At 38.5% G+C, this 22,388-nt stretch carries 20 protein-coding genes; 9 read left to right on the forward strand and 11 right to left on the reverse strand.

Annotation, left to right across the window (positions count from 1 at the left end; all coding sequences use genetic code 11):
- Positions 1 to 12 precede the first annotated feature (12 nt).
- Positions 13 to 918, reverse strand: a complete 906-nt coding sequence (locus tag G6R09_RS03280; RefSeq protein ID WP_065166917.1) for a DUF979 domain-containing protein — start codon at positions 916 to 918, stop codon at positions 13 to 15.
- Complete coding sequence (locus G6R09_RS03285; protein ID WP_065166918.1) at positions 911 to 1,618, reverse strand: DUF969 domain-containing protein; 708 nt, start codon at positions 1,616 to 1,618, stop codon at positions 911 to 913. The genes G6R09_RS03280 and G6R09_RS03285 overlap by 8 nt, the downstream gene beginning before the upstream one ends.
- A 432-nt stretch (positions 1,619 to 2,050) precedes the next feature.
- On the opposite strand from G6R09_RS03285, the gene yfcC reads away from it, so the two are divergent.
- The 4 genes from yfcC (at position 2,051) to G6R09_RS03305 (ending at position 5,753) form a co-directional block, all read left to right on the forward strand.
- Positions 2,051 to 3,499, forward strand: coding sequence for a putative basic amino acid antiporter YfcC (gene yfcC, locus G6R09_RS03290; protein ID WP_240345703.1), 1,449 nt, complete (start codon positions 2,051 to 2,053; stop codon positions 3,497 to 3,499).
- Positions 3,500 to 3,777: 278 nt separating this feature from the next.
- A complete protein-coding gene (locus G6R09_RS03295) occupies positions 3,778 to 4,374 on the forward strand; it encodes a LemA family protein (protein WP_235004321.1) in 597 nt (198 codons plus the stop codon).
- Positions 4,375 to 5,136, forward strand: coding sequence for a YgcG family protein (locus G6R09_RS03300; protein WP_163920484.1), 762 nt, complete (start codon positions 4,375 to 4,377; stop codon positions 5,134 to 5,136).
- Positions 5,136 to 5,753, forward strand: a complete 618-nt coding sequence (locus G6R09_RS03305) for a TPM domain-containing protein (protein WP_065166921.1) — start codon at positions 5,136 to 5,138, stop codon at positions 5,751 to 5,753. Before G6R09_RS03300 ends, G6R09_RS03305 begins: the two co-directional genes overlap by 1 nt.
- Positions 5,754 to 5,855: 102 nt before the next feature.
- On the opposite strand, the gene G6R09_RS03310 is transcribed toward G6R09_RS03305, so the two are convergent.
- The 4 genes from G6R09_RS03310 to G6R09_RS03325 all read right to left on the reverse strand — a co-directional run bounded on the left by G6R09_RS03310 (position 5,856) and on the right by G6R09_RS03325 (position 8,565).
- Positions 5,856 to 6,224 carry a DUF6404 family protein gene (locus tag G6R09_RS03310; protein WP_163920486.1) on the reverse strand — a complete coding sequence of 123 codons (369 nt, stop codon included), beginning with the start codon at positions 6,222 to 6,224 and terminating at the stop codon, positions 5,856 to 5,858.
- 215 nt (positions 6,225 to 6,439) lie between these two features.
- Positions 6,440 to 7,435: a transposase gene (locus G6R09_RS03315; protein WP_163920488.1), complete on the reverse strand. Its 996-nt coding sequence runs from the start codon at positions 7,433 to 7,435 to the stop codon at positions 6,440 to 6,442.
- 110 nt (positions 7,436 to 7,545) lie between these two features.
- A complete protein-coding gene (locus G6R09_RS03320; RefSeq protein WP_205522973.1) occupies positions 7,546 to 7,890 on the reverse strand; it encodes a sulfatase-like hydrolase/transferase in 345 nt (114 codons plus the stop codon).
- Between the two features lie 156 nt (positions 7,891 to 8,046).
- A complete protein-coding gene (locus G6R09_RS03325) occupies positions 8,047 to 8,565 on the reverse strand; it encodes a hypothetical protein (RefSeq protein ID WP_163920490.1) in 519 nt (172 codons plus the stop codon).
- Between the two features lie 394 nt (positions 8,566 to 8,959).
- Here G6R09_RS03325 and G6R09_RS03330 point away from each other — a divergent pair, with 394 nt between their 5' ends.
- On the forward strand, positions 8,960 to 11,065 hold the full coding sequence (locus G6R09_RS03330; RefSeq protein ID WP_235859631.1) for a S9 family peptidase: 2,106 nt from the start codon (positions 8,960 to 8,962) through the stop codon (positions 11,063 to 11,065).
- Positions 11,066 to 11,122: 57 nt separating this feature from the next.
- Here G6R09_RS03330 and G6R09_RS03335 read toward each other — a convergent pair whose 3' ends face one another.
- Positions 11,123 to 11,878, reverse strand: coding sequence for a ZIP family metal transporter (locus tag G6R09_RS03335; protein ID WP_163920499.1), 756 nt, complete (start codon positions 11,876 to 11,878; stop codon positions 11,123 to 11,125).
- A 314-nt stretch (positions 11,879 to 12,192) separates the two neighbouring features.
- Here G6R09_RS03335 and G6R09_RS03340 point away from each other — a divergent pair, with 314 nt between their 5' ends.
- From G6R09_RS03340 to G6R09_RS03350, 3 genes are all read left to right on the forward strand, one after another.
- Complete coding sequence (locus tag G6R09_RS03340; protein ID WP_163920501.1) at positions 12,193 to 12,435, forward strand: hypothetical protein; 243 nt, start codon at positions 12,193 to 12,195, stop codon at positions 12,433 to 12,435.
- Positions 12,436 to 12,578: 143 nt separating this feature from the next.
- Positions 12,579 to 12,893 (forward strand): hypothetical protein, encoded by a 315-nt coding sequence (locus G6R09_RS03345; protein ID WP_163920502.1) that lies wholly within the window; start codon positions 12,579 to 12,581, stop codon positions 12,891 to 12,893.
- A gap of 344 nt (positions 12,894 to 13,237) precedes the next feature.
- Positions 13,238 to 14,239, forward strand: coding sequence for a YadA-like family protein (locus G6R09_RS03350; RefSeq protein ID WP_163920504.1), 1,002 nt, complete (start codon positions 13,238 to 13,240; stop codon positions 14,237 to 14,239).
- Positions 14,240 to 14,245: 6 nt separating this feature from the next.
- On the opposite strand, the gene G6R09_RS03355 is transcribed toward G6R09_RS03350, so the two are convergent.
- The 4 genes from G6R09_RS03355 to G6R09_RS03370 all read right to left on the reverse strand — a co-directional run bounded on the left by G6R09_RS03355 (position 14,246) and on the right by G6R09_RS03370 (position 21,342).
- Entirely contained in the window at positions 14,246 to 17,368 is a 3,123-nt protein-coding gene (locus tag G6R09_RS03355) for an efflux RND transporter permease subunit (RefSeq protein ID WP_163920506.1), read from the reverse strand.
- 3 nt (positions 17,369 to 17,371) lie between these two features.
- Positions 17,372 to 18,595, reverse strand: coding sequence for an efflux RND transporter periplasmic adaptor subunit (locus G6R09_RS03360; protein WP_163920508.1), 1,224 nt, complete (start codon positions 18,593 to 18,595; stop codon positions 17,372 to 17,374).
- 108 nt (positions 18,596 to 18,703) lie between these two features.
- Positions 18,704 to 19,456 carry an exonuclease domain-containing protein gene (locus G6R09_RS03365; RefSeq protein ID WP_163920510.1) on the reverse strand — a complete coding sequence of 251 codons (753 nt, stop codon included), beginning with the start codon at positions 19,454 to 19,456 and terminating at the stop codon, positions 18,704 to 18,706.
- Positions 19,456 to 21,342: a DUF294 nucleotidyltransferase-like domain-containing protein gene (locus G6R09_RS03370; RefSeq protein WP_065166932.1), complete on the reverse strand. Its 1,887-nt coding sequence runs from the start codon at positions 21,340 to 21,342 to the stop codon at positions 19,456 to 19,458. Before G6R09_RS03370 ends, G6R09_RS03365 begins: the two co-directional genes overlap by 1 nt.
- Positions 21,343 to 21,925: 583 nt before the next feature.
- Here G6R09_RS03370 and G6R09_RS03375 point away from each other — a divergent pair.
- Positions 21,926 to 22,369, forward strand: coding sequence for an Hsp20 family protein (locus G6R09_RS03375; RefSeq protein ID WP_087844649.1), 444 nt, complete (start codon positions 21,926 to 21,928; stop codon positions 22,367 to 22,369).
- The last annotated feature ends 19 nt before the right edge of the window (positions 22,370 to 22,388 follow it).

The raw sequence follows: 22,388 nt of genomic DNA on the forward strand, positions 1-22,388 counted from the left end.
GTTATTTGTCCTTTAAAAAGCCAACGTGTACATTAAGACAATATTGAAGGCTAGCATCACTAAGCCAGGTAAAAATTGCGTCATAATTATTTGATTTTTATTCTTAAGTTCTAATAGTGCAGCAGGAACAACATTGAAGTTAGCAGCCATAGGTGTCATTAATGTACCGCAATAGCCCGATAGCATGCCTAGTACACCTACAATAGCTGGGTTACCGCCTTGCTCAATGATCAATAATGGAATACCAATACCGGTCGTGATCACCGCAAACGCAGCAAAACCATTACCCATAACTATCGTAAATAACATCATCCCCACACAATAAGCCACAACATAAGCTTGCAGATTATTATCTGGCACTATCATCTTAACTAATTGTGAAACGGTATCACCGACCCCTGCTTGACTAAATAAATAGCCTAATGCAGCTAAAAATTGTGACAATATTGCCGCCCAGCCAATACCATCAATTAAGCGACGGCCTTCATTGATACTTTGCGTTGCGGTTCCTTTGGTGATCACTAACGCGACACCAATTGCTAACACTGAACTAATACCCAGCCCAGTAAGCGCACCTAAATCAGTACATTGACTAACGACAATGGTACCAATTGGAATCAGCACAGCTGGAATAAACAGTTTATTTTTAAGCGTAATCGCACTCTTTGCCTTGGTGCTGTCGTCGGTAGTGTTATAACTGCCGACCCCCATAAAGCCACCCGTTGCCAGCAAGGTTAACGCCAATACTAATAACCCTGTTACCCAATGAGGCATCAAGGGACCACACATAAAAGTGATACCATAAATCAGCCAAAATGCACCAGTTCCCCACCGCTTAGCACTACTCTTATCGGCAAAACTTTGTATCGCAAAAGCAATCAGTAATAAGCCTGTGGTTTGATAAACATACTCAAGCATTATCTTGCTCCTTTAGTGGCGCAGGTTGGGTGGCCAAATGACGCGCTAAGCGCATATCTTCCAATTTGCAACACACAGCAAAGACGGCGAAAGAAGCAATCGCTGTTGGAAGTGCCCACAAGTACATTTGCTCAAGTTCAACCTCAATACCGTTATCTTCCATCACACCTTTGATCAGTAACAATCCACCTGCGCCAATGAACAATAGCTGACTAAAGAAATTACCAAAGTTTTCACTCACGGCAGATAAACAACGAATACGTTGGCTTTGGTTATCAGTTAACTCACCCACTTGCTTTTCTGCGGCGGCTTCAGCCATTGGCGCTATTAGCGGACGGATCATTGATGGGTGTCCACCTAAATGTAAACCCATACCATTAGTTAATTTACGTAGCGCAAGATAGGTTAGTAATACACGACTCACTGAGGCACTTTTCATACTACCAATTAAAGTTTCAGCGCGTTGACGTAAGCCATACCGTTCTAAAATACCTATCATAGGTAATATAAGAATAAACAGTGACATGTAACGGTTTTTGGTAAATGACTCCCCTAAAATAGATAAAATCTCAAATAATGGAATGTGAGCCACTAAACCCGTAACAACACCTGCGGTTAAAATAACGAGTAAGGTATTTAATTTAAATGCTAATCCTGCAGTGATGATCACTACACCAATTAATGGCCATAAATCCACCATGTACGTCTCCTGTTATTTGAATAATATGCAATAAACCAATGCGTATTAAGCATGCAGCTATCGCTATTAATAATCGTGATATTTAACGGAGATTACGAAAATAAATTTGTAGTTTCCAGTTAAATTTTGTGAGCTATAACCAGCACAAACAACAAAAAATAGACTAATAAACAATAATTTATAAAAACAAATCTATTAAAACCTTGTATTATTCTCACAGCAAATAAATATCCTTAGTTATCATGCAAAATATAATAATACTCATGGTAACAACAAGAAGATTAAATTGATAAGTAACGCATAACAATTGATATTTTATGCATACAATATCATTTTATAATGGATTATATTTTGCAAAGTTCAATTGACCATCCCATCACAGCCAACACCAAAAAGTCATGGCAAGTACCTGACACATTAATCATCATTTTTATGGTTGGTGTATTAGCGACCTTACTGACTTACTTAATTCCTGCAGGTAGCTTCTCTCAACAAACCGTCAGTTTTATCGCAGATGGGGTTGAAAAAACACGGACAGTTATCGATCCTACCTCGTTCACCTACGCAATAGATGCTAGTGGCGATAAAATTTATAACACTGTCGGTTTATTTAGCGCCGGTGGCGGCATAGGCTTAATGAACTTTATGTTTGAAGGCTTAGTCTCTGGCAGTAAATGGGGATCTGCTGTCGGTGTAATTATGTTTATGCTGGTGATCGGCGGTGCATTTGGTGTCGTTATGCGTACTGGTGCCATCGATGCGGGTATTTTAGCACTGATCCACAAAACTAAAGGTAGCGACTTTTTATTCATTCCCGTTTTATTTGTCTTGTTTTCACTAGGTGGTGCTGTATTTGGTATGGGTGAGGAGGCGATTGCATTTGCGATCATCATCGCCCCTCTTATGCTTCGTCTTGGTTATGACGGTATTACTACAGTAATGGTAACTTATGTCGCGACTCAAGTCGGTTTTGCCTCTTCTTGGATGAACCCATTTTCAGTTGCTATCGCGCAAGGTATTGCCGGAATTCCAGTACTTTCTGGTATGGAATTACGCTTACCAATGTGGGTCGGCTTCACCTTAATGGGTGTCATCTTTACTATGCGTTATGCGGCTAAAATCAAACGTAGCCCAGAACTATCCTATAGTTTTAAAACCGATCAATTCTTACGTGAAAAAACCGCGGATGTTCAGCAATCACAGTGGCATATCGGCTATACATTAGTTATCGCAACCGTTGCTATTACAACTGGATGGGTGGTATGGGGTGTTGTCGCCCATGCATGGTATATTCCTGAAATAGCATCACAATTTTTCACTATGGGTTTTGTGGCAGGTATTCTTGGTGTCGTGTTCAAACTCAATAATATGACCTTAAACGATATTGCGACTTCATTTAAAGAAGGCGCTGGCGTTATGTTAGCCCCTGCTTTGCTTGTTGGTTGCGCAAAAGGCGTATTGTTAATTCTTGGTGATGGCTCCGCTGATGAACCTAGTGTGCTTAATAGCATTTTAAACAGTGCCGGCGGCGCAATCAGTGGCATTCCTGACGTTGCTGCTGTATGGATTATGTATCTATTCCAATCGATATTTAACTTCTTTGTGACTTCAGGCTCAGGCCAAGCCGCACTCACCATGCCATTACTGGCACCTTTAGGTGATATTGCTGGTATTTCTCGTCAGGTAACGGTATTGGCCTTCCAATTAGGCGATGGTTTTACCAATATCGTTGTGCCAACATCTGCATCATTAATGGGGACATTAGGGGTTTGCCGTATTGATTGGGGTGACTGGATCCGCTTTAGCTGGCGTTTTATGTTACTACTGTTTATCACATCAAGCGTAATTGTAATTTGTGCTCATCTTGCTGGGTTTAATTAATAAAATAGCAACGACGGTGAAGACCAAATTCACGATTAAAAACAGCATCATACCCATGTTAATCTAACCATTAGCATGGGTTATTTTTTATGTATCAACCATTCCCGTATAGAATTTAAAACCACTATCCTCGGCATTTTCCCGATTAATTTTATTAAAAAATGACGCTTTAACATAAAATAGTCACAATTATAGATAATCATTTACCAACTATGATGAAATTTATGCTTTACTTGATTAATAATAATCACTTAAAAGCATAACACAGGAATTTTATAGTGAAGTATCTAAAATCAATTAAATATTTGTTTATAGCATTACTGCTAACTCAGTTAACGGGGTGTGGTATTAATACTATTCCCACTCTTGATGAACAAGTTAATGCTGACTGGGCACAAGTTCAAAATAACTACCAACGCCGTGCTGATTTGATCCCTAATCTCGTCGCCACCGTAAAAGGCTATGCCGAACACGAAAAAGATACTTTAACTGCCGTTACTGAAGCACGAGCAAAAGTGTCTTCGATGCAAGTGACGCCAGAAACATTAAATAATCCAGAAGCCTTTAAAAAATTTGAAGCCGCTCAAGGTCAATTAAGCAGTGCACTGTCTCGATTAATGGTTGTGTCTGAACGTTATCCTGATCTTAAAGCAAACCAACAATTTATTGCGCTTCAAGCACAATTAGAAGGCACAGAAAATCGCATTGCTGTTGCTCGTCGTGATTATATTAATGCAGTAAAAGCCTTTAATACTGAGATCCGTACTTTCCCTGGTCGTTTATGGCATTGGGCAATGTATAGCGATTTGAAAATTAAACCCAATTTCACCGCAACGACAGCCAATGCTGATGTTGCACCTAAGGTTGAGTTTTAAATGAAAAAAGTCCTTTTAGCATGTGGACTTTTATTGCTCGTCAGCCAAAATGTTTTGGCTGCGATCACTTTTCCAGCCTTAACAGGAAGAGTGGTCGATGACGCCCATATGCTTAATCAAGCGCAAACACAACAACTCGATCAGATTCTGGCCGCAGAAGAAAAATCATCATCAAACCAAGTTGTTGTGGTCACAATCCCTTCAACCAACGGTATTCCTATTGCTGATTATGGCTACCAATTAGGTCGAGCATGGGGACTTGGTCAGAAGCAACATGACAATGGCGTGCTATTAATTATCGCTAAAAATGACAAAAAAATGCGCATTGAAGTCGGTTATGGCTTAGAAGGCGCACTACCTGATGCCATTGCGATCAATATTATTAACCATCAAATCAAACCTGCGTTCAAAGCGGGTAAATTTGCCACAGGTATTGATAATGGTGTCAACGCTATTATTGCTGCAATCCATGGTGAATATAAACCTGTCGCTACTGAAGATAAACCGCCATACGATTTCTATTTGTTCATTCTGTTTGTAGTGATCATTCAAATTATTGCCTTTAGTCGTCGACGCCGTAATCGTTCAACCTACTACGGCCGTGATGGCGATGTTTTCACCAGTGGTGGTTTTGGTTCGTCAAGCCGTGGTGGCTCTAGTGGCTTCGGTGGCGGTTTTGGCGGCAGTGGTGGTAACAGCGGCGGTGGTTTTAGTGGTGGCGGCGGTGGCTTTGGCGGCGGCGGTGCATCAGGAGGATGGTAATGAAATTATTTACAAACGAGCAGCTACAAACAATTAGTCAAACCATCAGTGATATGGAAAAAACCACCGATGCTGAGTTAATCACCGTAATGGCAACTAAAGCTGATGACTATTACTTTGTACCTACCCTATGGGCTGCCATTATTGCGTTATTTGTTCCGGCTCTGTTAACGATTACTCCGTTATGGTTAGAGCTAACAGATATTTTATGGGTACAATTAAGCACCTTTATTATTTTGACATTAATTTTTCGTCTTCCCGCAATAAAATACCGTTTATTACCTAAAGCTGTAAAACATCGTCGTGCAAGTCTTATTGCTCGAGAGCAGTTTTTAGCCAATGGTGTTCATCGCACTAAACAACATTTAGGTGTAATGATCTTTGTTTGTGAAGCCGAGCATTATGTTGAAATTCTGACAGATTATGGCATTAGTGAACGTATCAGCGATGAAGCATGGCAAAGCTTAGTGCGTGACTTTACCAAAGATGTTAAAGCAGGAAGAACCTTTGAAGGCTTTATTCAATGCTTACAACAATCAGGGAAGTTACTGACAAATGCCCTACCTTATACAGAAGAAAAAAATGAATTGCCTAATTGCTTAGTCGTGATTGATTAATCTATCTAGCAATCTATTATTAATATTCATTGTTGAAATAGCCGTTTGGTTATTTCAACAATTTATTTAACCCTATCAGTTGCTCCCTCTCCAGCGGAATATTTATCCATTACATGATTCGTTAAAATGGTTATCTTGCTGCCATTGCTCCCAATTATCAATCTTTAACCTTGTTTGAGTTTTTGCGACATTCACCGCTAATATTGCTGCAGTAAACACCCCAAAAAATACACTCGCATATAGATAATAAACAGAAAACTCTTCAAATTGCCATATAATCAGCCACATCATAAATCCCCATGACAAAGATCCAAATACTGATTGTAAAACAAATAACTTCAACGGTGACTCAAATAAACGAGGCTTAGGATTTGCTTGAAATAAGATTAAGCATGCAGGGTAAGGCTTCGTCAGGTACCTATTAACACCTTTTTTCTCTAAATATAATTGTATAAAATCGGCTCGCTTCATTATCTCTTCCTATATTATAAATAAAATAGATCACTGATTTAATGTAGAACTCAACAATAATAGTCGATCATTATTATGATGATATATAAGCACTAACAACTGTGCATATTTATAATCGTGGGTTACATCACATTCTTATTCTGGACCAGGATCGACAACACCCACAATCCTAACAACTGTTGCGGTATTTTCATTCGATTATAAATAAGCTAACTCTAGTTAGGATGTAGCCGGTGACTCGCCGACTTTCCTTTACACCACTGACCACCAATACGTTGTTTGAAGGCACACATTCGAGACCATTTACCGCTTACATTAGCGTAACGTTCCATAAATTGTTCACTATGCTCAAGCCAAGCATTCGATGTTATTCCCAATTGTTGTAAAATCTTGGGTTGATTCGATGATATAAACCCTTGTTTATCTTCGCGAATACAACGACCAGTCCAGTCTATAAGTTCAAGATAATCGGCAAAGGCAAAGTTTATTCCTGCCGTTTTAGCCTGATGTTCAGCACCCACAAAGGGTAATAATTGAAAAGATGGTAGTTGTTTAGTGGCAGTTTTAGGTTGCTGATATTCACGAATGCGCTGCTGAATCGAGGTGAAATCTGACTGTTCTAGTGACGGTGTAACGCCAGCTCTGATCGGATTTAAATCAACATACATCATGCACGATAGTAACGATTGTTCATCTAATAGTGCTTGAGACTTAAATCGCCCTTCCCAAAACGCGCCTTTACACTGGTCTTCTTTATTGGCTTTTCTAGCGATTTCTTCATTAAGACAGCGCATAAACCAACTAATGCTGCCTAATCTTTGCTGCCATTCAGTGATTAAATTTGATAACGCCTGCTGTTTTTCTGCGCCTACTTGTCCTTCTTTTAAGAAATCGACCGCAATAGGATGACCATTAAATAGTTGCAACCAGCGCGATATTACTGCTTTCGGCGTTAGCTTTTGTTGTTGCTCAGTATCTATTTTCAGTACCAAATGATAATGGTTACTCATCACCGCATAAGCACAAATATCGATACAAAAAACAGTGGCTAATTGTTTGATTTTATTTACTATCCAACCTCGACGATGATGATAGTTTTTGCCGTTATACGGATCGTCACCACATAAATACGCCCGCCGTACGCAGCGGTTAATCACATGGTAAAAAGGTGTAATTTGAGGCTCGATCAATTTGCGTCTTGAGATTGTCATTGGTTTCACCATAAGCAACTTGAAGCTTAATTGTAGTAGCTCATGCCTTATGTGCAAGGATATGGCTGTCCTTAATAAAAGGTCCTCAAAAAGTTATGGCTGTCCCAATATCACCCCGGTTTGATGCCTAATTCTTTATTAGTGTATAGCCCCGTCGTGGTTGGACTCATTCCGGTTAATAAAGCCGTACGCGAAGGCCCACATACAGGCACTTGGCAATGCGCATTGGTAAACGCCGTTGAGCGATGAAACAAACGATCTATATTGGGTGTCTTTGCTTGTGGATGTGCCCCTAAAGCACCAATCCAATCATTAAGATCATCAATGGCAATAAACAGCACATTATCCTTTTTAGCTGCTATTGGTTGCCCCATCACCCCCACAGTGGTTAATGCTGCAGCTGATACCGATAGTGAGGCAGTGTAATGTATAAATGACCGTCTAGTAACTTTCATGTTCGTTCTTTTTTGTCAAAATAAAAGTAAATGAAAGCATCTACGGTCTTTAAAAACAAACAATCATAAAATTCTAGAATCAAATGACCATCACAAATTTGATTGCAATCTTTTCTAATGTGAATGTGTGATAGCTATTATTTTATTTACTACTCATCAATCTATAAAATTATAGTTGTTATTAAATACCTCTTGGGTCTTATTTTGATAACGCTGAGCTAACTCTATAATGTCATTAAATTGCAGTTCATTGTTAGCGGTATAGCTTACAGTTACAGACTCTAATGGCATTGAGATCGCTTTATAATGCTGGCTGTTATACATCACAACTGTCGATAAATGAATGACAATATTAGTATTAAAATATGCGGTCGCTAACTGCATTTTTTCACCACTAACAAGCTCACGATTGCCTTGATTAACGTCATGTTGAAGTTTCATTGTAAGTTGTTTAACGATGGTTGAAAGTGGTGAAGTGGCGGTTAATAAAGTTGCTCCATCAGCTGTTATCGTTACAGTTGACAATAAATTCTGAGAGTAAACCTGTCCTAAATTCAATGTATTACCATTAATATTTACCACATGTTGTGGGTATAGCGTTGTATACAAATCTCTCGCACCGATAAGTCCAGCTAAAACAAGTACACCTATCGCAATAACACTGTTTTTTTTCATTTTATTACAATCAGATAACTTATATTGTTTTCATCATAAATAATTCGTTGATCGTTTTTATGATAAAGATCACGTTTAGTTGTGGTTTTTTATTCATTCTCACAACATGAAACAACAAATACCCACACAATCACTTAATTACTTAAAAATCAAAATCTTATTGTAAGATATTCAATAATGAAAACATCAATTACCATCTTGCTATGCTCTTTCATAGACCAACAATGATTATTGTGTATTTGCGTAATTATTAAGCTTTTGTTTTGTCGAAGTGAGGATTGAAAAAACGCTTATTCGCCCCAAGATTATTATCATCAAAGCAAATAATATTGCTGTATCTATTGGTCTTACTGAGTGGTTTTATTCCATTCAGTTGCCACAAAAGGACAACACTGTGAACGACACAACATCAGCGACAGCTCATGATGGCAACATCAATCAAACCGTTATTGCACCTGTTGCTAAAAAGATCCCTCATGAGATGCGTATTCATAACGATACCCGTATTGATGATTATTATTGGATGAGAGATGACAGCCGAACGGATCCTGAGATCATCGCGCATCTTAATGCTGAAAATAGCTATACCGACGCAGTGATGGCGCACACCAAAGGTCTACAAAAAACATTATTTGATGAATTAAAAGGACGTATTGTTAAAGATGATAATACGGTTCCTGTAAAGCAAGGCAGTTATTATTATTCAAGCGAAGTATCAGGTGATAACGAGTACCCTATTTCTGTTCGTACAACTGATTTTACAGGCACAAATAAGCAAGTATTACTCGATCTTAACCATCTCGCATCAAAGCATGACTACTATGATGTATCTAGTTTAAGCGTTAGCCTTAATGAAAATTTATTGGCTTATGGAGAAGATACTGTCAGCCGTCGTATATACACGATTAAGATTAAAGATCTGACTACAGGTCAATATCTTGTTGATGAAATCACCGGCACCAGTGGCTCTGTCGCTTGGCAAAATGACAACCAAGCGTTTTACTATATCCATAAAGACCCTCAAACCTTATTAGGCTATCAAGTTTATCGTCACCGCTTAGGTACACCACAAGCAGACGATCAGCTCATTTTTGAAGAAACCGATCCAACTTTTTATACTTCAATCGGTAAAAGTAAAGATAATTCACTTATCTATATTTGGCATTCAAGCACCGAAACTAGCGCCGTCTCTGTTATTGATGCTAACGATGCTAATGCGCAAGCAATCTCGTTCTTAGATCGTGAAGTAGGCTTAGAATACAGTATTTCTAAACTAGATAACTGGTTCTATATTTTAACCAACTATAAAGCGGTTAACTTTCGCTTAATGAAAGTGACAACATCTGATATTGGCAATAAAGATCATTGGCAAGATGTGATCCCAGCTCAAGAAGGAGCAATGCTGGAAGATTATGAGATCTTTAATGATTATCTAGTCTATCAGCAGCGTGAAAATGGCTTAACTCGCGTGACAGTACGTGATCTTCACACTCAACAACAGCAGCAATTACAGTTCAATGATGAGGCATTCACGCTTTACCTTTACGGTAATAAAGAGATCGATACTAACAAATTACGTCTGTATTACTCAAGCATGACCACCCCAGGTACTCACTATGATTTTAATTTAAGTGATGGTAGTAAAGTCGTATTAAAACAAGCACAAGTTTTAGGTGATTTTGATGCAAGCAATTACCGCTCTGAGCGCATAATGGTGCCTGCTCGCGACGGTAAATTGGTTCCAGTATCATTAGTTTATCGTAAAGATTGCTTCAAAAAAGATGGCACTAACCCATTGTATCAATATGGTTATGGTTCATACGGTGCCATTATCGACCCGAGCTTTTCATCAACCCGTTTAAGCTTATTAGATCGCGGTTTTGTATATGCGATTGCTCATATTCGTGGCTCTGAAATGTTGGGACGTCCATGGTATGACGACGGTAAGAAACTCACCAAGCAAAATACCTTTAATGACTTTATTGATGTTACCCAATCGCTAATCAAGCAGGGCTATGGCGCGAAAGACAAGATCTTTGCCGTGGGTGGATCTGCCGGCGGCCTATTAATGGGGGCAATCATCAACCAAGCACCTGAACTTTATTGTGGTGTCGCAGCACACGTGCCATTCGTTGATATCGTTACAACGATGCTGGATGAGTCTATTCCATTAACAACTAACGAGTATGATGAGTGGGGTAATCCAAACCATAAAGAATATTACGATTATATGTTGAGCTATTCACCCTACGATAATATTACAGCGCATGACTACCCTCACCTATTGGTAACTACAGGGTTACATGACTCACAAGTACAGTATTTCGAACCAATGAAATGGGTTGCCAAACTGCGTGATATTAAGACAAACGATAACCGTCTGTTGTTCAAAGTTGATATGGAAGCAGGACACGGCGGCGCATCAGGTCGCTTTAAGGCACTCCATGAAGATGCCTTAGAATATGCGTTCTTTATTGATCTATTAGCTGAACAGAAATAACACTAACGACATACAAATTAATTAACCAATGGCGACTTACTCAGTCGCCTTTTTATTTTAAGTCCAGATAGCCACTACGGCCATTAATAGAAAGCCAACCACAACGAATGTGAAGTTTTTTAAATCACAGCATTTATCAACCATGGTAGATTGTTTTAAGCCATGTAGTGTGCCGAGATACAAAAATGTACCAGCAGCTAATGAGTAAAAAATAGGCTCTAATAATGGGTAACTGCTGGTGTATTCTAAAACACCCGATCCTAACGCAACCCCTAGCGGCAACATTAAAGTAAATAACCCAAACATTAATAAAGACTGGCGCAATGATAAACGACTTTTACTTAATTGAACCGCTAATGAGAAACTTGCAGCCCATTTATGCGCTAAAATAGCGATCAGAATCATCACCATCATGGTAATAGAACCGCTTAATCCTAGTACTGTACCTGCTAATAACGAATGAATAGATAAAATAATCATCGCTAAAATAGCAAATGCCGGACTATTACTATCACCATGTTCATCTAAACGACGACCTAAGTGTTCAAACCATAATAGAAGCAAAAAGACACAGCCAGCTAATACAAAAGCAATAGGATATTCAATACCATGATCTAAAAATGATGTTGAGGCATCACCCAGCATATGAATTAAACCAGCACCAAGAAAGACGCCCGACGCTAATGCTTCTGCCGCAGGAGACTCTAAAGGTCGCGTCGTTTTAAATTTACGAAAAAACGGATACAAACCAGCAAGCACAGTAGTCACAAAAATAAGCACTACTGATAATATTTTAAATTCGTCGAGATTCATGGTGTATTCCGCATCGTTAAACAGCCAACTTTATAGCACTTACGCTGTTACTCTGCGAACAATTTGAATGTAAAACATTAATTCCATATTGCAATAATATTAATTATTGACTGTATTTAATACGATTAATGATAATCACCATAATATTTCAAAAAACACAAATAAAAAATAACAACTAAAAATCAACAATTTAACTAATGACGTGAGAACTATTTTTATTTTACGATATAAAAAAACACGATAATCGCGCTTATTTAAAAAAATGAACTACGATTATTGAGTCCCGATATAATATAAAAAATAGAGGCTTTTATATGGCAACTCAAAAAACAAAAGAATCAACACATGAGACAATGGAACGCCATTACTCTGACGATGTAAAACACAAGCATGATAAGGATCATCAACAATATCGTGATCATGAGCCATCACATGGACACCATATTCACGGTGGTGTTGGCGCAGCACATAAAGAAACTCATCACCATCACCATACCACCCATCATCATCACCACTATTATGGTCCGGTTACTATTATCAATGGTGATGAAGAATAACCACTCAATAATGTAATATAAACATGTAGGTAGTTATATCTGCATGTTTATAATTATATGTTGGTTTATTTACGAACAAGAAATCTATTTTTATTTCATTTATACTATAGCCCCTTAATTCTCACTCTAAAACCGTTTATTCTATGAAACAATTTATTATTACATGCTTATTTTCACTATTATTAGTTGGATGTGTAACTGAAAGCGTACGCACGATTCCGACAAAAGTGAGTGTCAATGCAGGGTTAGGATTTAATCCTTGTGGGAGTGAAGTTGAAGGTTACCAATTTGAGCCGAATGGCGTTATTTCGATATCTTGTCTCAATGGAAATATTTACTCGGTACGTGATCGACAACAATTAGAACAAATGAAACAAAAGGTTATTGAATGTCAAAAAAAAGGCTTTAATGATTATAGCGCCTGTTTATCCGACAAAAATAAACCAAAGAAAAAATAATAAAAACAAACACTAAACAAGCCTACCGATAAGAAATATAGCTATTTAGTTATATTACAATTAGACTCAATCATAGAATTTAGAGCTTTAGCTCTATCTTGTATAAATAACAACCCCATATTTTTTATCACATCAATAAAAACATTATATCAAGATCAAAAAATAATCATGTTGAGCTTTCATTGATATCAAAAATATATTTTCATGCTTATTTTCTATATTATTGGTATCTTATTGATAATGATTATAGTTACTTAAAAAATGGTAAATATAATTCTATTTATCGCTCTAACTTTTCCATATGAAACAAATAGTATTACCACTTATTTCATATGGAACTAATCATGAATAGCTATCAAAAAACATGTGCTGTACTTGCAATGTTATCAACATCAACAATAACCTATGCATCACCTACCAATGCTCATAGCCCATCAAACCTTTTGTCTCATAACATTACTCTTGGCTATCAAGCAAAAACAGATTCAGGCAAAGATTCAGCAATTGCTATTGGTGCAGCCGCATCAAGTACAAATAACCAATCTATTGCAATCGGTACTAATGCACATGCTAACGACAACAGCGCTGTTGCTTTTGGTGCCGCCTCATCGGCAACAGGTATCCAAAGTACGGCAACAGGTTCACATGCTATTGCTATTGGTAACTATGCCTCTGCTGATGCAAGTACCATTGCTTTAGGTGATCATGCTCAAGCAACAGGTAAAAACTCGATTGCTATTGGTAATGGCTCACAATCAAACGATGGCCAAGTTTCTTTTGGTAATGCCAAGCTTCAGCGTCGTTTAGAACATGTTGCAAATGGTAAAGCTAATACTGATGCCGTTAATATGGGTCAATTACATCAACAAATTACTCAAAGCCATATTTATACTCAGCAACAAAAAAATAACGCTATCATAGAAGCAAAACAATATCTGGATAAACAACAACAAATTGCGGTTACGGAAACGAAACACTATGTTGCACAACAAAACATCGCAACCTTAAACAATGCTAAGACATATACCGATCAACAAGCTGTTACAACATTATCAGCGGCAAATCAGTACACAGATCAAAAAGTAAACCTGCTGACTCATCGTATTGAAAAAGTACATAACCAAGCCAATGCCGGTATTGCCAGTGCGATGGCTATGAGCTCGATTCCAATGCGACAAGGTTATCATTACACGATAGGTATGGGTGCAGCAAACTATGGCAACCAATCTGCAATGGCTATTGGAGGAAAATTTGATGTTGGCCAACATAGCATTGTTACTTTAGCGGCTTCTGATGATAGCCAACACAATGCCGGTATTGCGGCTGGTTTTGGTTTCGGTTTTTAAGCAACACTATTTATCAAACGATGGCTGCCACCAGTAATTAAAGAAGCGTCGATAGCCTCGTTTAATATCATTCAAAATTAAATATAAAGCAGGCACTAATACTAGAGTGACAACGGTTGCGAATAAAATACCAAACGCAAGCGAGGTTGCCATTGGAATAACAATTTGTGCCTGCAAGCTAGTTTCTAATAATATTGGCGCTAATCCAAAAAAAGTTGTTAGCGACGTTAATACAATCGCTCGAAAACGGCGACATCCTGCTTCGGTAACAGCATCATATAATGGCATCCCCTGTGTTAAGGCGCGATTGATAAACACCACCAGCACTAATGAGTCATTTACCACCACTCCAGATAATGCCAAAATACCAAATACACTCAGCAGATTCAGTGAAATATCTGCGATATAATGCCCAGCTATCGCACCAATAATACCAAATGGGATCACTGACATAACAATCAATGGCTGGCTATATGAGCGTAATGGTATTGCCATTAGGGCAAAAATAGCAAATAGCGCCAATACCGCATCTCGAATTAAGCTCCCTTTGGTTTGTTGCTCTTCCTTTGCTTGTCCATCCAATTGAATGGTGATCGCTGAATATTGTTGACGTAATTGCGGTAAATAGTCTTTGTTAATCTTGCTATATATCTCTGAGGGAGAGACTTTATCTTTATGTATATTAGCGCTTACCACCAACGTACGGCGTTTATCAACTCGATTAATACTGTTAAGCGCAGGAATAACCGTTAGCGTTGCTACTTCCGAAAAAGGAACTAAACTGCCATCCGCTAGAGTGACTTGCATATTTTGAAGATCCCCAATACTACGACGTTCACCAAAGGGGTAACGGACAATGACTTTCACTTCTTCGTTATTGCGTAAAATGCGCTGAACTTCAATTCCTTGAAAAGCGTGTTGTACTTGATGGGTAAGACTTGCTACCGATAACCCTAATAATTGCCCAATCGGGGTTAGCGTAATATTTATCTCTTGTGTCGGAGCTGATAAGTCATCCTCAATATTAAACACCCCTTGATAGCGTGCTAATTGTTGTTTTAATTGCGTTGCCGCTTGCATAAGCTGCTGATTATTATCACCTTGTAATCTATATTGGATATCACTTTTCTGACGGTCGATTGAAGCTTCATAAGAAATTGTTTTTACTCCAACCAAGGGCGGAATATTGCCTTTCCATTGTTCTAAAATATCAAAACTCGTTATCGGTAAGCTTTCACTTTTTTCTAACTCAACCAGTACAAACATGTCGTTACTGTCTTGCATATTAACGAAGCTATGTTTAATAACATGAATACCTTGCTGCTGATAAATTTCCTCATCTGTTTGATAAAGAGCCTGTTCTAATTGATTTATCACCTTAATATTATTTTCTGTTGAATTGGAATCGTTCATTTCCACCAATACTTGAATATAATCAGACGGCAATTTAGGAAAAAACACCCACCGTAATTGACCACTGAACACTAACGCCAATGCTAAACACAACACACCAACAAAAGTGGCTAATACACTATACCGATGCGCAATAGTAGTCATAATAAAACGTCGATAATGAACATCAATAAACCGATTTACCGCCTGATTAAAGCGTAATTTAATACGCAATAATGGATTATTCCACCGCGATGGTTGAGCTAAGCGAGAACGGGCTAAATGTGCAGGTAGAATCAGTTTCGATTCAATTAACGAAAAGGTTAAGCATAAAATAACCACCCATCCAATAGCTTTAAAAAATTCGGTGCGTGGGTTATCTGACAACAACATCGGCACAAAGGCCGCTATCGTGGTTAAAACACCAAAGGTAGCGGGGATCGCCACTTGTTGCGCGCCTTTAATAACATTGTTTATAGTTTGCCCATGCTGCTCTACTTCAGAATAAACACTTTCACCAACTACAATTGCATCATCAACCACAATCCCTAGAACTAAAATAAAACCAAATAACGACAATAAGTTAATTGATATATTAATACTCTCTAATGGCATAAAGAGTAGTGTACCTAAAAAACAAAATGGTAATCCTAATAATACCCAGAACGCCAATCTCATTTCTAAAAATAACGCCAGAATAATAAATACCAATAACCCGCCATACAGCATGTTAGACAGCATCATATTGAGCCGTCCTTCTAAGTAATGCGACATATCGGCCCATGTATCTATGTATACACCTGGCGGCAATTGCGCTTTCTTATTGGTGACATAATCTGTTATTTGTTGCGATATTAGCGTCGCGTCTTGGTTAGGAAGGTTACGAATTTGTATAACGGCAGCGCGTTGTTTATTAAAGCGATTTAATACAGTGTTCTCGACAAAACCATCAGTGACCGTTGCCAAATCCAATAAACGCAATTGACTGCCATCAGCATTAGTACGCAATACGATATTAGCAAATTGATCACCATGATAAAGCTGTTCGGTGGTACGTACTAATACATCGCCATCTTGTGCTTTTATCGTTCCTGCGGGTAAATCGAGTGAGTGTTGCTGTACCGTCTGCGCAACCTGTTCAATGGTTAAGTTATAATTACGTAACTGCTGAGCAGGAATTTCAATGGCGATTTCATCATTTTTTACCCCAGTAACATTGACTGATGTGGCGCTGGTTTGCTGAATAATTTCTTCTTTAACTATTTGCGCATAACGTTTTAATTGTCGATCACTTAAGTCACCATATAATGATAAAAACATCACATTACTCATGAACTCTGCGCGTTGAATCAACGGTGGCTCCATTTGCGCAGGAAAGGTCGTTATAGCATCAATACGTTGTTTTACTTGATCTAATACCTTATCAACATCGGCGTCATTATCGAGCTCTAGTGTTACAACTCCGGTGCCTTGGTTTGCAATTGCAGTAACCCGTTTAATATTGGCTATATCATCAACCGCTTGCTCTATTTTAATAATGATCCCTTGCTCGATATTAGCGGCAGCAGCCCCGGTATATTGGCTAGAGATAGTTATTTTATTGGTACCAAAGGCAGGAAATATCTCTTTATTAATCAGTTTGACTGAAAATAAGCCACCAATAATGACCAATAACATTAATAAATTAGCTGCGACATGGTTGCGCGTAAACCAAGCAATGATCCCTGATGGCTCCATTCCCTACTCCCCGTTATCTGCAACCTTAGAATGAATAACCGTAAGTGCGGGTTGCTGTTTCAAATCAGTCGGTCTCAATAGCGGCTGATTTAATACTGTTGTAACAGCAGTCCCTTCAAGGTGATTATCAGGCCAAGTTATTGACACTAATTCGCCTTCATCTAATCCGGCACTTATATAGGCATGCTCAAGATCTGTTCGCGCAATTTCAACTTTTCGTATTTGGGTTCGTCCATTAGCACCAACTAACACCACATGTTCATTCCTGATCATATGTCGCTGTAATCGCACCGCATTGGCAATCGGTTTTGCTGCAATTTTTGCGGTCACAAAGGAGCCAAAATTTAACACCTCAGTGCGTTGTTGATGAGGCAAAGTCAATTGGTAAGGATCAGCAACATCAACCAACAGGTAAATCATTCGAGTTTGTGGATCGATAACCTCTTCTGTGCCAATAAAACGAGCGCTCCACTGTTGCACTGTTTGAGCATGAGGTTGATTGGAGAGAGTAACGCTAGTATTAAGCGGATTTGCATCAATAAAGGAAAAAGCTTGTGGTGTAACTGGCAGCCGAATCCGAGCTGTATCAGTGCCATATATCATACCTAGTTGTTCACCAATATTAACGTGGCTACCAACATTTATATGCTTTTCGGTAATTAAACCATCAAAGGGCGCGGTAATTATTGTACGCGTAACATTACGTTGAGCACGAGCTAGCGCTGCTTGTGCAAATTTAACATTCGCCTGTTGCTGTTGCCGTTGTGGAATACGTAACCCTAATGCTGATTGCTTAGCCGTCGCAATATTTCGTAAACTTTTCTTTGCTACAATCCCACGTGCAATTTCTTGCTCTAATAATGCTTTCGCTTGCGCTAATGTTGCCTGTGCTTGAGCAAGATCGGCGTGATAATCATCGTCATCTAAATACGCTAAAATATCACCTTTGCGAACAAATTGACCCACAGCAAATAGCGTTGCTACACGATCAACAATACCGCTAACTTGTACGACAATTTCTGCCTGATGCTTAGGCTGCACCATACCATAAGAATTAATATCAAACGGATACTGCTGTTTTTTAATTGCCACTACTTCAAGCACAGGCATGATCGCCTCAGCAACTTTCTGCTGAGGCTGGGAACGATTTAAAAATAGCCCAACCGACAATGCCACAAATAACAATAAAATCATCACCGGTAAATAACGCCGGATAAAAACATTCATGCTATCTAATCCCTTACTAGCAAACCAAAACGAAATTTCGCTTTAATTTCAGTGTAGATCATGTGCGCATCGTGTGATGTTTATATATATAATTAACAGATATTAGCTTTAGTATCGCTTTAATAATTGGATTAAATTAGGCACGTTATTACCGTAAATTTTATGAATGAGTACCATTAAAAGTTCTCCACAGGCCACAGCGTCAAATAATGCATGATGGGCCTGATATTCAGGTAAACCTACACGCTGACGAGCAGAGCCTAAACGTGCATCCTGATGTGATATTTGGTTACTGTATAAAGATTGATACAATGGCAGCGTATCTAGCCACAGCAACGGACAATCATTGAGGTGATATTTATGCTGTAAATAAGCACTTATAAAACCTTGCTCCATAAAGCAACCATGAGCGACACCAATTTTGCCAGTTAAAGCAACCAACATTCGCGTCATCACCTCATCTAAGGCTAAGCCCTGTAATAACATCTCATGATCAATATGATTAATAACCGCGCTATTAGGTTTGATGATCGCATCAGAGTTAACAAATTCACTGACACATGTGCTCATATCAATGGTATTAGCTGTCATTGCCACATAACCCACCGATAATATCTGGTCTTGCAGAGGATCAAAGCCTGTGGTTTCAAAATCAAGCGCGAGTAATGGCCATTGATTAATCAAGCTTGATGGCTGCGGTAACGGCGCACTGAATAATGCTTTAATCGGTGGCGGTAAATCAGGGGATTGTTGCAATAAAGTCATTCTACGCTGATGTAAATCACGTAGATGATCACCAAATAAGCGTTGCCACCATTGATACCGATACCACTTAAATAATCCTTTCTTAATAGCCTCCATTAGCAATACTTCATCTTCATTATTTCTTGATAACGGCTAATCAACTTAAACGTTTCACGTAAATGTGTGCGTTCAAAACTATTAAACGCATTTGGATTAATATGGTTATTAGGTATTTTACCTTGCTGTAATGCTTGAAGTTGATGGCTATAACGGATCTGAGTGATAAATTGAAACGCCCCTAATAAGTCTTTAAACGTGGCTTCATTAATTACTTTATGCGTTAACAGTAATTGTAATCGCTCTTCGGTGTTCGTTTTATAGTCCACACTGCTATCAGTACTGAATAATCGTGATACTAATTGCAAATATTGCACCCGTATTAGATTAACAATAATACTCAAGGCTGCTGCTTTTATATCAAGAGTATTGGCATTTTCGCCCTCTTTAACTAAAACCAAATTTCTAAAAATACTCAGTGGTGGCTTTTGTGCTAATGCATTGCGAGCAAGAGCAGATATTAGCCGCGCATTGTTAACCAATTGCTGACACATACATGTTTGCAACTCATTGGCTAACTGTGGGTTTCCTGCAATATAGCGACTATCGAGAAAAACACTCATTTCAAGCAATAAATCATATTCAGGATTTACTGCCCACTTTTGATAATACGCTTGCCACACCGCTAATGGCTGACACCACTTGTGAGTAACGGCCATAAAACGCCCACTGCATAACTCGTAACCACACAACGCCATCCCTTTACTGACATACATAGCTAAATGATGAAAATATACCTTATCTGCATTGGTCGCGTTATTCGCTAAAATTAAGCCATGATCTTGATCAGACAGCATATGTACTTCATTTCGCGCATGAGAGCCCGCTACTATCCAGCAATAATCACAAGGAGCAGCGCCTAAATACGCTTCAGCCATCATCACTAAACGGCGATTGTAAGCATCCATAATCATTGCCATTACTTGACCAATAACATTAATAGCAACTCTTGCTTCAACTAAAGCTTCAAAAATAGCTTGTCGTTCAATCGTAAATGCCGCCAGCTGCTCTAACCGTTCAATCTTATTAATTTTATCGATCAAAAAGATCGCTTGAATACGATGATTTTGAACTAAATCTGATGGTGTAATGACCCCAATTGGCAATCCGTTATCAACCACTGGAATGTTTTTGATACCATGTTGCATCATCAATGCAGCAGCTTTGATCACCAAGTCGTCACGGTTAACGGTATAAGGCATCTCCGTCATCACTGCAGTGATCTGCTCTGTAATAGGTATACCGCCAGCCACCACCCGTTTAGTCATATCTTTATCGGTAATTAAGCCAATAAAATCATTCTTATGCATAATAAAAGCACACGAAGAATTAGCATTAACCCGCATTGCCATTGCGACAGCTTGAATGGTTTGGGTACTTTCAACTAACACGATTTGTGAATTAAGTACCTCAATAATCGGTTTAAAAAATAATCCTTTTTCATGTTGTGACCATACAACATTTAATCCACTCTGAAGTCGACTTTGCGCATGTGATGCAAAATGAGCTAAAGCATTCGGCTGATCATTTAATTTGGCTAGTAATGTGTTAATAGACAAACAATAAATTAACGCATCTTCAATAACGGTAATGGTATAAGGATCACTCGCGATATTCGTCTCTTGCTGAGTTAATCGAGAAAATCCAAAAAAGTCTTCTGCAGCTAATTTAGCTCGTAAGCTACCATCAAGGTTACGCTGTTCAACAGCCCCTGTTCGCAATAAATACAGTTGATCACTTTCTTGTAAGTCAATCACCTCTCCCTTACCAAAATAGCGAATAGTGATCATTCCAGCGATATCACGCAATGTTTTTCGATCGAGCTTATCAAATGGGTCAACCGCCGCCATAAACTCAACAATATTAGGAATCAAGGTTTCAGACATATCAATAATCACTCGTATTACTGCATCATAGCATTTAAATAAGTATTCTTAACCAATTGATAATATAGCTATTATTAGTTTTTATCATGCTTAGCGTTTGATTACTGCAATCAACACCACATAAATCATAGTGCAATACTCACCTGTAAAATTTCTCTACTTATAACGCTTGAAAAGGTTTTTTTTGCCCTCATCTATTACTAAACAAGGATGAGAATACGGTGAAATGCGGATGGATTATCAACCAAGACACCTATTTAATAAAACGCAATACAATATTTTAGCGCGGATATTTTTTAAAAATCAAAACGTTAGAAAAAACCGCCAAAAAACATTAGAAAATCTAATCAAAAAGTGTTGACGACTCACCACCGGAAGCATATATTAATTACATGAACTGCCAGATGGAGTTCAAACCGCTACTAAGATTCGCCTTATTAGGGAATGCCTTATTAGCACTTTATATATCGAATCAAGATCCTATTACGGACTGATTCACTTAGTTTGCTGTTAAGTCACCTTGTCGCTAATGACATACTTAACAAACAACTAAGACTATTGCTTATTATTGAGGATAGTTTTTATGCGTAATGTAGATTTCACTCCCCTATACCGTCATGCTATTGGCTTTGATCGCTTGTTTAATCTTGTTGAAGCAAGCAATACTAAAACCCAAGCAGCCGGATACCCTCCGTACAATATCGAACAAACAGATGAGAACAACTACCGTATCACTATGGCAGTTGCAGGTTTTTCTGAAGAGCGTTTAGATCTTACTCAAAACGAGAATATGCTTGTTGTAACTGGTACTCGTGCACCAGAAGAAGACAAGAACTTTATTTACCAGGGTATTGCTGAGCGTAACTTTGAACGTAAATTCCAACTTGCTGATTACGTAAGCGTTGTTGGTGCTAATCTTGAAAATGGTCTGCTACATATTGATCTTTTCCGTGAAGTACCAGAAGCGATGCAACCACGTAAAATCACGATTGGACAATCAGCATCAGTAGCACCAACGGCCGAGTAAAGCTCGCCATTATCAGTGC

The organism is Photobacterium sp. Alg240-V54, assembly GCF_900537155.1.
GTDB lineage: Bacteria > Pseudomonadota > Gammaproteobacteria > Enterobacterales > Vibrionaceae > Photobacterium.